At 75.3% G+C, this 12,447-nt stretch carries 10 protein-coding genes; 4 read left to right on the top strand and 6 right to left on the bottom strand.

Annotated features, from left to right (window positions below; genetic code table 11):
- Positions 1–62 precede the first annotated feature (62 nt).
- Complete coding sequence (locus AB0424_RS03820; protein ID WP_366301981.1) at positions 63–1,148, top strand: amidohydrolase family protein; 1,086 nt, start codon at positions 63–65, stop codon at positions 1,146–1,148.
- A gap of 16 nt (positions 1,149–1,164) precedes the next feature.
- Here AB0424_RS03820 and AB0424_RS03815 read toward each other — a convergent pair whose 3' ends face one another.
- Complete coding sequence (locus AB0424_RS03815) at positions 1,165–1,725, bottom strand: GNAT family N-acetyltransferase (protein WP_366301980.1); 561 nt, start codon at positions 1,723–1,725, stop codon at positions 1,165–1,167.
- A complete protein-coding gene (locus AB0424_RS03810; protein WP_366301979.1) occupies positions 1,722–3,842 on the bottom strand; it encodes a penicillin acylase family protein in 2,121 nt (706 codons plus the stop codon). Before AB0424_RS03810 ends, AB0424_RS03815 begins: the two co-directional genes overlap by 4 nt.
- 69 nt (positions 3,843–3,911) lie before the next feature.
- On the opposite strand from AB0424_RS03810, the gene AB0424_RS03805 reads away from it, so the two are divergent.
- A complete protein-coding gene (locus AB0424_RS03805) occupies positions 3,912–4,631 on the top strand; it encodes a siderophore-interacting protein (RefSeq protein WP_366301977.1) in 720 nt (239 codons plus the stop codon).
- Positions 4,632–4,919: 288 nt separating this feature from the next.
- Entirely contained in the window at positions 4,920–5,906 is a 987-nt protein-coding gene (locus AB0424_RS03800; protein WP_366301976.1) for an SCO1860 family LAETG-anchored protein, read from the top strand.
- 129 nt (positions 5,907–6,035) lie between these two features.
- Here AB0424_RS03800 and cobC read toward each other — a convergent pair whose 3' ends face one another.
- A complete protein-coding gene (cobC, locus tag AB0424_RS03795) occupies positions 6,036–7,619 on the bottom strand; it encodes an Rv2231c family pyridoxal phosphate-dependent protein CobC (protein ID WP_366301974.1) in 1,584 nt (527 codons plus the stop codon).
- A 6-nt stretch (positions 7,620–7,625) separates the two neighbouring features.
- On the opposite strand from cobC, the gene AB0424_RS03790 reads away from it, so the two are divergent.
- Positions 7,626–8,354 (top strand): ZIP family metal transporter, encoded by a 729-nt coding sequence (locus AB0424_RS03790; protein WP_366301972.1) that lies wholly within the window; start codon positions 7,626–7,628, stop codon positions 8,352–8,354.
- Between the two features lie 2 nt (positions 8,355–8,356).
- Here AB0424_RS03790 and AB0424_RS03785 read toward each other — a convergent pair whose 3' ends face one another.
- The 3 genes from AB0424_RS03785 to AB0424_RS03775 are packed head-to-tail and all read right to left on the bottom strand — an operon-like array spanning position 8,357 to position 12,410.
- A complete protein-coding gene (locus AB0424_RS03785; RefSeq protein ID WP_366301971.1) occupies positions 8,357–9,712 on the bottom strand; it encodes a cobyrinate a,c-diamide synthase in 1,356 nt (451 codons plus the stop codon).
- Positions 9,706–10,314 carry a cob(I)yrinic acid a,c-diamide adenosyltransferase gene (gene cobO / locus AB0424_RS03780; protein ID WP_361859541.1) on the bottom strand — a complete coding sequence of 203 codons (609 nt, stop codon included), beginning with the start codon at positions 10,312–10,314 and terminating at the stop codon, positions 9,706–9,708. The genes AB0424_RS03785 and cobO overlap by 7 nt, the downstream gene beginning before the upstream one ends.
- Complete coding sequence (locus AB0424_RS03775; RefSeq protein ID WP_366301969.1) at positions 10,314–12,410, bottom strand: putative cobaltochelatase; 2,097 nt, start codon at positions 12,408–12,410, stop codon at positions 10,314–10,316. Before AB0424_RS03775 ends, cobO begins: the two co-directional genes overlap by 1 nt.
- Between the last annotated feature and the right edge of the window lie 37 nt (positions 12,411–12,447).

Genomic DNA, 12,447 nt, shown 5'->3' with positions numbered 1-12,447 from the left:
CCCCCGGGACCCGGGCACGGGAGGACTCCCGGCCGGGGTGCCCGCCCTCGTACAGTGCAGACATGAGCGATCACGCGGTGCTGCACGTGAAGGGGCGGGTGCTCGTCGGCCCGGAGGACGTACGCGACGAACTGTGGTGCGTCGACGGGCGGATCACCTTCGACCGGCCCGCCGCGGAGGCGGTGACCGTCGAGGGCTGGGTGCTGCCGGGGCTCGTCGACGCCCACTGCCACGTCGGCCTCGACCGGCACGGCCCCGTCGACGAGGCCACCAGCGAGAAGCAGGCCCTCACCGACCGGGACGCCGGCACGCTGCTGATCCGGGACGCCGGTTCGCCCTCCGACACCCGCTGGATCGACGACCGCGAGGACCTGCCGAAGATCATCCGGGCCGGACGGCACATCGCCCGCACCCGCCGCTACATCCGCAACTACGCCCACGAGATCGAGCCCGTCGACCTCGTCGCCTACGTCGGCCGCGAGGCGCGCAGGGGTGACGGCTGGGTCAAGCTCGTCGGCGACTGGATCGACCGCGAGGCGGGCGACCTCACCGCCTGCTGGCCGCGGCCCGAGGTGGAGGCGGCCATCGCCGAGGCGCACCGGCTCGGTGCCCGGGTCACCGCCCACTGCTTCGCCGAGGACTCGCTCCGCGACCTCGTCGAGGCCGGCATCGACTGCATCGAGCACGCCACCGGCCTCACCGAGGACACCATCCCGCTCTTCGCCGAGCGCGGCGTCGCGATCGTCCCGACGCTGGTCAACATCGCGACCTTCCCGCACCTCGCCGACGGCGGTCAGGAGAAGTTCCCCCGCTGGTCGGCGCACATGCGCCGGCTGCACGAGCGGCGCTACGACACCGTGCGCGCCGCCTTCGACGCGGGCGTCCCCGTCTTCGTCGGCACCGACGCGGGCGGCTCCCTCGCCCACGGGCTGGTCGCCGAGGAGGTCGAGGAGCTGACCCGGGCCGGCATCCCGGCGATCGACGCGCTCGCCGCCACCGCCTGGCGGGCCCGGGCCTGGCTCGGCCGCCCCTCCCTGGAGGAGGGCGCCCCGGCCGACCTCGTCGTCTACGGCGAGGACCCGCGCGCGGACGTCCGCGTCCTCGCGGCGCCGCGCCGGGTCGTCGTCAACGGCCGGGTGGTCGGCTGAGCCTGCCGGGCCCGGGTCAGCGGGTCAGGAAGGCGAGCCTGGCCCGCTTCTCCGGGAGGAAGACCTCCGGCAGGTCCACCTCGGGGAGGACGACCTCGGGGCCCGGCACGAAGCCGACGCGGACCATGCGGGCGATCGCCTTCTCGTTGGCGGCGTCGGGGTCGACCACGATCCGCGTGCGGTCGCGCAGCACGAACTCGACCAGGGCGCCGAGCAGCCGGCCGGAGAAGCCGGGCTCGGGCGCGGCGCTCGGCGCGAGGAGCAGGTGGACGCCGACGTCGCCGGGGAGCACCTCGTAGCACTCGCCGACCCGGTCGGCCTCGGGGTCGTACGTCTGGAAGAGCGCGACGGGCACGTCGTCCCGGGTGACGAGGAAGCCGTGGTGCGTGGTGAGCGAGTCGAGGTGCGCGTAGATCTCGCGGACCTGCTCGACGCTGGTGCCGCCCATGCCCCAGAAGCGGGCCCGGTCCTCGTTCACCCAGCCGTGGATGAGCGGCGCGTCCCGGTCGGGGTCGACGGGGGCGATGCGGACGGTGCCGAGACCTTCGACGGTCCGGGCGTACAGGGTGGTGGTCATGCCGATTCCTCTTCGGTGAGCAGGTTCCAGTCGGTGGTGACGGGGGCGAGGTCGCCCCGCAGCCACAGGGGCAGCTGGTCGCGGTGGTGGGGGTCGCCGGGGACGCCGGACGCGCCGAACGGCACGATCCAGCGGCTGTTCGCGCGGTCGGCGAGGTCCCAGACGTAGCGGGCGGCGGAGGCCCGGGCGCTGCGGTCGGTCCATCCGGGCACGCTGGAGGTGGAGAGCACGCAGTCGTGGTCGCCGCCGAGCTCCGGCCAGGCGTCGTCGGCGTCGGGCAGCGCCTGCCAGGGCGCGAGCCGGTGGGTGGCGCCCCAGGCGGCGGGCGGCTCGCCCGCGCCGATCTCGTCGAGCGCCTCGCGCACGATCCGGTCGACGTCCCCGGCGGGCACGGGCCCCGAGGTGAGCAGCGTCTCCAGGGCGAAGGCGACGCGCGGGCCGAGGGCCAGCCAGGGCCGGAACAGCTCCGGGTACGGGGCGGGTTCGCGCAGCGCGGCGAACGCCTCGTGGCCGGCCAGCCGGCGGACCACGGCGCCGCGGACGGCGGCGTAGAGCCCGGCGTCGGTGGACCGCGCGTCCATCCGCCGGTCCCATGCGAGGAGCCGCTCGCGGACGGCGCCTGCGGCGGGGGAGAGCCCGTCGCCGCAGGCCGCCACCTTCTCCAGGAGCCGGGCCGCCGAGGGGTTGTCGGTGTCCGCGTGCACGGCGGCGGTGGACTCCGGGGTCCAGGAGTCCGAGGCGTCGAGCAGTTCGGCGATCCGGGCCGCCCGGTGCGGCGGGGCGAACTCGACGCCGAGCGGCGCGGCCAGACCGCGGGCGTTGGCCATCACCGCGTGGCCGCGCACCTCGGCGCGCGGCAGCGGCGCCGGCTCCGCCTCCCAGGCGTGGGCCGGGTCCCAGGCGGGCACGACGCGGAGGGAGTTGGCGCGGTCCCGTACGGGCACGTGGCCGGCGGTCCGGTGGAGCAGGCCACCGCGGGTGTCGGCGGCCTGGACGACGTTGACCGGTTCGACCCAGCCGTCGAGGGCGGTGTCGACGTCGGCGACGGTCCGGGCGCGCAGGAGCGTGGGCAGGACCCCGAAGCCGAGCTCCCCGGTGACCCGGGGAGGGTGGCGCAGGCTGACGGCCTCCCAGGTCCCGGAGGCGCCGTCGGGGCTCCGGTCGGCGGCGGGTCCGCCGTCCGCGCCGATGATCACCGGCCCCCGGTCCGTCTCGATCACCTCGATGACGACGGGTTCCGCGCCGGCGACCTCGACGGTCTCGGTGTGGGTCGCCGCCGGGCGAGGGCCCTCGGGGCCGAGGGCCTCGACGCCGCCGTCGGGGAGCCGGCGCAGCCGCTCGCGGTACAGGTCCTGGTAGTCCGCCATCGCGTTGGTGATGGCCCAGGCCACCGGGCCGGTGTGGCCGAAGTGGGCGAGTCCGGGGATGCCGGGCACGGCGAGGCCGACGACGTCGTACGCGGGGCAGGCGAGCCGGATCTGCTGGTAGACGCCGGGCGCCTCGATGAACCGGTGCGGGTCGCCGGCGACGAGGGCCGCGCCGCTCGCGGTCCGCTCGCCCGCCACCACCCAGCCGTTGGAGCCCGCGGTGCCGGGGCCGTCGGTCGCGAAGAGCTCGGTCCACTCCTCGCCGAGCCGGCGGGCGACCTCGTCCCGCCACAGTTTGGTGGGGAATCCGGCGAAGAGGATGTGGGTGGAGAGCCAGACGGCGAGCGGGGTCCAGGGCTCCCACCGGCCGGGCGCGAGGCCGGTGGCGGCGAACTCGGGCGCGCGGCCGGCTCCTTCCGCGAGGCCGTCGTTGACGCCGTCGACGTAGGCGCGGACCCAGGCCGCCGTCCCCGGGTCGGTGCGGTCGAGCCGCTCGAAGCAGCGGCGGGCGGTGTCGGCGAGCCGGGCCTGGCGGACGAAGGTGTCCCAGCCCAGTTCGGCGGCGCCGAGGAAGGCGGCGGCGGTGCCCTGGGCCCGGTGCCGCTCGACCTCCAGCTGCCAGGCGCGGTCGCGGGCGGTGACCCGGCCCTGGGCGAAGGCGAGTTCGTCCGCGTCCGCGGCGCGCAGATGCGGGACGCCCCAGGCGTCCCGGTAGACCTCGATGCTCACGGAGACTCCGATCCCGTCCATGTCCGCGAAGATTTTCTTAGGTTAGGCTGGCCTAAATTAATCTACAGGAGTTCAGGGGAGGGGATTGCGGTGGGTCACGGCTGGCAGGGTGCCGTTCTCAAGTTGATGCGCGGCAGGGACTTCACGTTCACCGTCACGGGGGCCGAGCAGGTCACCGAGGACTACCGCAGGGTGCACCTCACGGACGGCGGCCTGCTCGCCGCCGCCGGGGTCCACCCCACGATGTGGGTGCGCCTCTGGTTCCGCGACGCCGGCAAACCGCACCAGCGCGCCTACACCCTGGTCGACCCCGACCCGGAGGTCGGCACCTTCAGCCTGGAGTTCGCCCTCCACGACGGCGTCGCCAGCCGGTGGGCCCGCACCTGCGCCCCCGGCGACACCGTCGAGGCCACCCTCCAGGGCACCGGCTTCGAGACCCCCGACCCCCTCCCCGGGCGACTGCTGGTGGTCGGTGACGCCGCCTCGCTCCCCGCGGTCAACTCGCTGCTCGACGCCCTGCCCGGCGTCCCGGCCACCGTCTGGTTCGAGACGCAGCACGCCTCCGACGAGGGGCTTCCGGTCCGGCTCGACCCCGCGCGGCACGAACTGCGCCGGGTGCCGCGCGAGGACGGCGGCGAGGCGCTCGTCACCCGGGTGAAGGCCGAGCTCCCCCAGCTCGCCGACGCCTCCTCGTACGTCTGGATCGCCTGCGACACCGCGACCACCCGGGCCCTCGCCGGATACGTCCGCAAGGACCTGGCGCTCCCCAAGGAGCGCGTCCACGCGCTCGGGTACTGGCGCGCGAGCTGAGTGCGCCGGGTTGACGATCCGTGACGTCGTGGCGTCGCGGATCGTTCTCACCGAATCCGCGCGCACCACCCCGTACGAAAGACGTGGGACGCGCGAGAACGGTTGTGTCCAAAAATATCGAAAATGAACACGGAAACCCCCCTTTGGAGTGAACTCACGTCAGGCGACTGTCGGTTCACTCTCCGTGCGTAAAGATTCCGGTGTCTCAAGTCGCCGAGGCCGCGCCGACCCACCGTCCCCGTGGTGAGCGGCCGGCGACGCCATGTCTCCTGTGGGGGTTCCACCATCGTGAACAGCAACGCCTTCCGCCTGCCCGGACGCCGTGCCGCCGCCGCCGCGACCGCCGTCGCGCTGACCGTCGGCCCCGTGCTCCTCGTGGCCCCCGCGGCCCACGCCACCGGCGGCGAAGGGCATGCCACCGCCGTCGTCCTGCGGACCGGGCTCGACGTCTCCCTCCTCGGGAAGACGGTGGACGTCCCCGTCAGGGCCTCCCTCAACGAGGTGAAGGCGCCGCGCACCGAGAGCGAGACGGCGCTCTCCGTGCGGGTGCAGGGAGCCGAGGGCGGCGAACCGATCGACCTCCTCGCCGCGGACGTCGCGACCTCGAAGGCCACCGTCGACGAGGAGAAGGCCGAGGGGTACGTGAACCTGGTCAAGGCGAAGGTGCACGTCCCCGGCATCCCGGCGCTCTCCCTCATCGAGGTCGAGAAGGTCACCGCCAAGGCGCTGTGCGAGACCGGCCGGAAGCCGGTCGCCCAGGCCAACGTCCTCGGCCACGTCACCGTCTTCGGGAAGAAGACCACCCTGTCCGCGGGCGGCCGGACCCAGGTCGCCGTGCCCGGCATCGGAGCCGTGACCCTGGACCTCTCCCGCACCTCCACGACCTCCCGCACCGCCGCGGCCACCGCCCTCGAACTCAGGGTGGAGGTCGACCCGCTGAAGCTCGGCGTGGCCGCCGTCGACGGCACGGTCACCCTCGCCGAGGCCACCTGCGAGACGCCCGCGGGCACCGCGCCGACGCAGAAGCCCACCGACAAGCCCACCGAGAAGCCGACCCAGCAGCCCACCGAGCGCCCGTCCGAGCAGCCCTCCGTCAAGCCCAGCGACGCCGGCGGCATCAAGACGAACAACGGCGGAACGACGCCGACCGGGAACCTGGCCGAGACCGGCGGCAGCTCCACCACCCCGTACATCGCGGCCGGAGCCCTCGCCCTTCTCGTCGCGGGCGGCGGCGCCCTCGCGCTGACCCGCTCGCGCGCCCGCTCCCGCGGCTGACGGCCCGAGGGGGAGGCGCCGGGGGGTGCCGGGAAAGGGGGGAGGGGAGGGCGACGCCGTCGCCCTCCCCTCCCCCCTTTCCCGCGCGGCGGCGGCGCCCCGGACGGGCCCGCCGCCGACCTGCCCGCCTCAGCCGCCCATGAGAAGCGCCTGGTCCAGGGCCTGGAGGAAGCGGTTCGTCGTCGCCCGGTCCCGCACCGCGAGCCGCAGCCAGTGCCGGTCGAGACCCGGGAAGGTGTCGCCCCTGCGGGCCGCGAAGCCCAGCGACCGCAGCCGCTCGCGCACCGCGTCCGCGCCGTCGATCCGCACCAGCACGAAGGGGCCCTCCGCCTCCGCGACCGTGCGCACCTCGTCGAACTCCGCCAGCCCGGCCAGCAGATGGGCCCGCTCCACGCCGATCCGGTGCGCCGCGTGCTCGGCCTCCGCGAGCGCCGCCCGCGACATGCACGCCTCCGCCGCCACCAGCGCCGGCGTCGACACCGGCCACAGCGGCTGGGCCCGCTCCAGGGCCGCGACCGTCTCCGGCTCCGCGAGGACGTAGCCGATCCGCAGCCCGGCGAGCCCCCAGGTCTTGGTGAGGCTGCGCAGCACCACGAGCCCCGGCACGTCGGTCCGCCCGGCCAGCGACTCGCGCTCTCCCGGCACCGCGTCGAGGAACGCCTCGTCGACCACCAGCGTCCGCCCCGGCCGGGCGAGCGCCGCGATCGACGCGGCCGGATGCAGCACCGAGGTCGGGTTCGTGGGGTTCCCGATCACCACCAGGTCCGCGTCCTCCGGCACCAGCGCCGGATCCAGCCGGAACCCGTCCGCCTCGCGCAGCAGCACCCGGCCCACCTCGTGCCCGGCGTCCCGCAGCGCGGCCTCCGGCTCGGTGAACTGCGGATGCACCACGACCGGCCGCCGCACCTCCAGCGCCCGCGCGAGCAGCACGAACGCCTCGGCGGCGCCGGCCGTGAGCAGCACCCGGTTCGAGGCCAGGTCGTGCCGCTCGGCGACCGCGGCCCGCGCGGCCCGGCCGTCGGGGTAGGCGGCGAGGCCGGTCAGCGAGTCGGCGATGCGCTCCCGCAGCCACTCCGGCGGGGTGTTCGTCCGGACGTTGACCGCCAGGTCGATCAGTTTCTCGTCGCGGACCTCGGCGTCACCGTGGTGGCGCAGGTCGTGGGCGTCGGTATCCGTATGGGTGTCCATGGCCGCCGTCGTGTGGGGGGTGGGGATCGTGGGGGGTGATCCGGGCTCGCCAGCGATGTACCCGTGAGCCCGGGGCAACAACCGTACGCCCGGGGCGTCTTCGTTCGGAAGAAACGGGACGGAAAGGGCCACGGCGCACGTTGCGCCCCGTGATGTCCTCTTCGGTACGAGAAGTGCGGAATCACCGCCCGCGGCCGCTCCCTCCCGCGCGGCCAGCAGCGCCGCGGCCTCCGCCACCGACGCCGTCCCCGTCGCCGCCAGCGGCCGCGCCGACGGATGCGGTACGGCCACGGCCGCCAGCTCCCCGGCCGGGAAGGCCCGCACCGGCACCCCCAGCGCGGCCGCCGACCCCACGATCCCCGGCTCGGCCGCCCGCCGGTCCAGCGTGGCCAGCGACCGGACGTCGGCGCGCGTCAGCCCCGCCTCCCGCAGCACGGCGTCGACCAGCGCCAGGAGCTCCGTCACCGGCACGCCCGACCGCGCCCCGACGCCGAGGTGCGCGCACGTCGTCCCATCCGATAGCAAAGGCGCATGGCTGTGGTCGTCGCGCTCGGCGCGTTCCTGATGACGCTCTTCGGCGGCTGGGTCGCGCAACGCGTCACCGACCGCCGCCACCTGGTCCTCGGCCTCGCCGGCGGACTCATGCTCGGCGTCGTCGGACTCGACCTCCTGCCGGAGGCCCTGGAGGCCGCGGGCGAGGACGTCTTCGGAGTGCCGCAGGCGCTGCTGCTCTTCGTCGGCGGCTTCCTCTTCGCCCACGTGATGGAGCGTCTCCTCGCCGTCCGCAGTGCCGCGCACGGCGTCGGACCCGGCGACCGGGCCCCGCAGGTCGGACTCACCGCCGCCGCCGCGATGGTCGGCCACAGCCTCATGGACGGCATCGCCCTGGGCGCCGCCTTCCAGGTCGGCGGCGGCATGGGCGCCACCGTCGCCCTCGCCGTCATCACCCACGACTTCGCCGACGGCTTCAACACGTACACGATCACGAGCCTCTACGGGAACGCCCGCCGCAAGGCCCTCGCCATGCTCGTCGCCGACGCCGTCGCCCCGCTCGTCGGCGCGGCCTCCACCCTGCTGTTCACTCTTCCGGAGGAACTGCTCGGCAGCTATCTCGGGTTCTTCGGCGGCGCCCTGCTCTACCTCGCCGCGGCCGAGATCCTGCCCGAGGCCCACCACGACCACCCCGCCCGCTCCACCCTGCTGTGCACGGCGGGGGGCGTGGCCTTCATCTGGCTCGTCGTGGGCCTCTCGGGCGGCTGAACTCACCCGCAGTGCCCCACGAACCGAGCGGCGACCTCCGGGGACCCGGCCCAGTGGGTGTGCACGTAACTCGCGTGGACCCCGCCCTGGACGAACCCCTCCACCCGCCGCTCCGGCTGCCGCAGCCCCCAGGCCGGAGTCGCCCCCGCGCCCGGCTCGATCACGGTCCGGTGGAACTCGTGCCCCCGCATCCTCGCCCCGGCCGGAGCGAGGACGCCGTCGCTGACCGCGACGGCGTCGCGGTACCCGAGCGTGAGCCGCTCCGACATCCGCGCGTCGGCGTCGAGCACCCCGCACATGGGCGTGCCGTCGAGGGACCGCGCCAGGTACAGCAGCCCGGCGCACTCGGCGGCGACCGGCGCGCCCGACGCGGCGAGCTCGGCCACGGCCTTCCTCAGCGGCTCGTTGGCGGACAGCTCGGGGCCGTACATCTCGGGGAACCCGCCCCCTATGACGAGCCCGCCCGTCCCCTCGGGGAGGACCTCGTCCCGCAGCGGGTCGAACGTGACCACCTCCGCGCCGGCGGCGGTCAGCAGCTCCGTGTGCTCGGCGTACGAGAACGTGAACGCGGCCCCGCCCGCGACGGCGATCACCGGCCTGCGGCCGGTCCCGCCCCGCCCGGGGCCCGCCCACGGCCCGTGCGGCTCCCACGGCTCGGCGTCCAGCGGCGGAGCCGACCGCGCGAGCGCCAGCAGCGCCTCCAGGTCGCACCCGGCCCGCACCTGCTCCGCCTGCGCCGCCACCGCCTCCACGGCCTGCGCCTGCCGCTCGGCGACCGGCACGAGACCGAGGTGCCGGGACGGCGTCGCCACCGCGGGAGCCCGCCGCAGGACCCCGAGCACCGGTACGCCGGACTCCCCGAGGGCCTCCCGCAGCAGATGCTCGTGGCGGTCCGTCGCGACCTTGTTGAGGATCACGCCGCCGATCCGCACCTCCGGGTCCCAGGACGCGAAGCCGTGCACCAGCGCCGCCACGGACCGCGACTGCGAGGACGCGTCGACGACGAGGACCACCGGCGCCTTGAGGAGCTTCGCCACCTGGGCGGTGGACGCCAGCTCGCCCTGGTCGGCGGCGCCGTCGTACAGACCCATGACGCCCTCGACCACGGCCAGGTCGCAGCCGCGCGCCCCGTGCAGGAAGAGCGGCGCCACCAGCCCCGTACCGCACATGTACGAGTCGAGGTTGCGGCCCGGCCGGCCGGTGGCCAGGGCGTGGTAGCCCGGGTCGATGTAGTCGGGGCCGACCTTGTGCGGGGAGACGGCCAGACCACGGCCCGCGAACGCGGCCATGAGGCCGGTCGCGACCGTGGTCTTGCCCGCGCCCGAGGAGGGCGCGGCGATGACGAGACGTGCTACCACTCGATGCCCCGCTGGCCCTTCTGACCGGCGTCCATCGGGTGCTTGACCTTGGACATGTCGGTGACCAGGTCGGCGAAGTCGACCAGCTCCTGCGGCGCGTTGCGGCCGGTGATGACGACGTGCTGGTGCCCGGGACGGTCCCGGAGCACCTGGACGACCTCGGCGGTGTCGATCCAGCCCCAGTGCAGCAGGTAGGCGAACTCGTCGAGGACGTAGAACGTGTACTTCTCCTCGGCGAGGTCCCGCTTGACCTGCTCCCAGCCCTCGCGGGCCTTGTCCTCGTGGGACTGCTCGCCCTCGGCGACCTCGCGCTGGATCCAGGACCAGCCCTCGCCCATCTTGTTCCAGGTGACCGTGCCGCCCTTGCCGGTCTCGCCGAGCGCCTTGAGGGCGTTCTCCTCGCCGACCCTCCACTTGGCGGACTTGACGAACTGGAACACCCCGATCGGCCAGCCCTGGTTCCAGGCGCGCAGCGCCATGCCGAACGCGGCGGTCGACTTCCCCTTGCCGACGCCGGTGTGCACCATCACCAGTGCGCGGTTGCGGCGCTGACGGGTGGTGAGACCGTCGTCGGGCACGACGGTCGGCTGTCCCTGCGGCATTAAGCGGCCCTCCATGCTGTCTGCGTTGTCTGTCCTGCTGCCTGTACGTCCCTGACGAGGCCGGCGATCGCATCGGCGCGCAGCTCGTCCAAGGTCACTGCGGTACCGCCGAGTTCACCGGCGAGCCGGCCGGCGAGCCCCAGCCGCACCGGCCCGGTCTCGCAGTCCACGACCACGCCGGCCGTCCCCTCGGCGGCGTGCAGCCGCGCGGCCCGGGCGGCGAGCGCCAGCGGATCCCCGCCGGCCCGGCCGCCCGTCGCCCGGCCGTCGGTGACGACGACGAGCAGCGGGCGCCGCGACGGGTCCCTCAGCCGCTCGACGCGCAGCACGTCGTGGGCCTTGAGCAGACCGGCCGCGAGCGGCGTGCGGCCGCCGGTCGGGAGCTGCTCCAGGCGGGCGGCGGCGGCGTCCACGGACGACGTCGGCGGCAGCGCCACCTCGGCGTCCCGGCCCCGGAAGGTGACCAGGCCGACCTTGTCGCGCCGCTGGTAGGCGTCGAGGAGCAGCGACAGCACCGCGCCCTTGACCGCGCTCATCCGCTGCCGGGCCGCCATCGATCCGGAGGCGTCCACCACGAAGAGCACTAGGTTGCCCTCGCGCCCCTCCCGGGTCGCCTGCCGCAGGTCGTCGCGGCGGACCACCAGACCGGGCCCGGACCGCCCGCGCGCCTTCTGGTGCGGAGCGGCGGCCCGCACGGTCGCCGACAGGTGCAGCTTGGTCAGCGCGCCCTTGGGGCGCACCGATCCCGTGGTCCTGCCGTGCTCGGTGCGCGCCCGGGAGCGGCGCCCGGCCGCGCCCTCGCCGAGCCCCGGCACGCTCAGCGTCCGCGTACGGAACGGCTCGGCGGCCTTGACGGCGGCGCGCTCGCCGGCGCCCGACCCGGAGCCCTGCGGCGCCGGCGCGGGGGCCTCCTCGGGTGCCGGCGCCTCCTCGGGTGCCGGTCCGTCCTCGGACGCCGGGAGCTCCTCGGGGGCCGGCCCCTCGCCCTGCGGCGGAATCCCGCCGCCCTCCGGACCGCCGCCGGGGCCCCCGTCCGGGCCGCCGTCACCGGGGCCGTCGGGCTCCGGGTCCTCGTCGGGCTCCTCGCCCTTGAACCGCTCCAGCGTCTCGTCGAGCTTGTCCTCGTCGAGGCCGGGCGCGTCGAACGGCGAGCGCCGGCGACGGTGGGGGAGGGCCAGCAGCGCGGCCTGGCGCACGTCCTCCGAGGTGACCTCGGTCCGTCCCGCCCACGCGGCGAGCGCGCTCGCCGTGCGGGCCATCACGATGTCGGCGCGCATGCCGTCCACCTCGAACGCGGCGCAGGTCGCGGCGATCTGGAGCAGCACGGCGTCCCCGAGGGCCACCCGCGGCAGCAACTCCCGCGCGGCGGCGATCCGTCCGCGCAGCTCGGCCTCCTCGGCCGCCCAGCGCCCGGCGAAGGCGGCCGGGTCGTCCTCGAAGGAGAGCCGGCGCCGCACGACCTCCACCCGCTGCTCGGGCACCCGCGAGGCGGCGACCTCGACGGTCAGCCCGAAGCGGTCGAGCAGCTGGGGCCGCAGTTCGCCCTCCTCCGGGTTCATCGTCCCGACCAGCAGGAAGCGTGCGGCGTGCCGCACCGAGACGCCCTCGCGCTCGACGTACGAGGAGCCCATCGCGGCCGCGTCGAGGAGCAGGTCGATCAGGTGGTCGTGGAGGAGGTTCACCTCGTCGACGTAGAGGATGCCCCGGTGGGCGTCGGCGAGGAGCCCCGGCTCGAACGCCTTCACCCCGTCCGCGAGCGCCTTCTCGATGTCGAGCGCGCCGACGAGCCGGTCCTCCGAGGCGCCGACGGGCAGCTCGACCATCCGGGCCGGCCGCGCCTCGGCCCCCAGGACCTCGTGCGGCCCGTCCGGGCAGCCGGGGTCGGGCGCGCCCGGGTCGCAGCTGAACCGGCACCCGGCGACGACCGGGACCTCCGGCAGCAGTTCGGCGAGGGCGCGGACGGCGGTGGACTTCGCGGTGCCCTTCTCGCCCCGCACGAGGACCCCGCCGACGGCCGGGCTGACGGCGTTCAACAGCAGCGCGAGCCGCAGGTCGTCCATGCCGACGACGGCGGTGAACGGATAGCGGGTGCTCATCGGGTGGTCCTCTCCTCGAATTCGGTCGGCTCGTGCC

This window comes from Streptomyces sp. NPDC051180, assembly GCF_040689545.1.
GTDB lineage: Bacteria > Actinomycetota > Actinomycetes > Streptomycetales > Streptomycetaceae > Streptomyces.
Note: the sequence above shows the minus strand (reverse complement) of the source record. Positions and strands in the feature narration are given on the sequence as shown.

Coding starts and splice junctions, on each gene's coding strand:
- AB0424_RS03820 (WP_366301981.1), top strand. CDS start 63: ATGAGCGATCACGCGGTGCTGCACGTGAAGGGGCGGGTGCTCGTCGGC.
- AB0424_RS03815 (WP_366301980.1), bottom strand. CDS start 1,725: ATGACCACCACCCTGTACGCCCGGACCGTCGAAGGTCTCGGCACCGTC.
- AB0424_RS03810 (WP_366301979.1), bottom strand. CDS start 3,842: ATGGACGGGATCGGAGTCTCCGTGAGCATCGAGGTCTACCGGGACGCC.
- AB0424_RS03790 (WP_366301972.1), top strand. CDS start 7,626: ATGGCTGTGGTCGTCGCGCTCGGCGCGTTCCTGATGACGCTCTTCGGC.
- cobO (WP_361859541.1), bottom strand. CDS start 10,314: ATGCCGCAGGGACAGCCGACCGTCGTGCCCGACGACGGTCTCACCACC.
- AB0424_RS03775 (WP_366301969.1), bottom strand. CDS start 12,410: ATGAGCACCCGCTATCCGTTCACCGCCGTCGTCGGCATGGACGACCTG.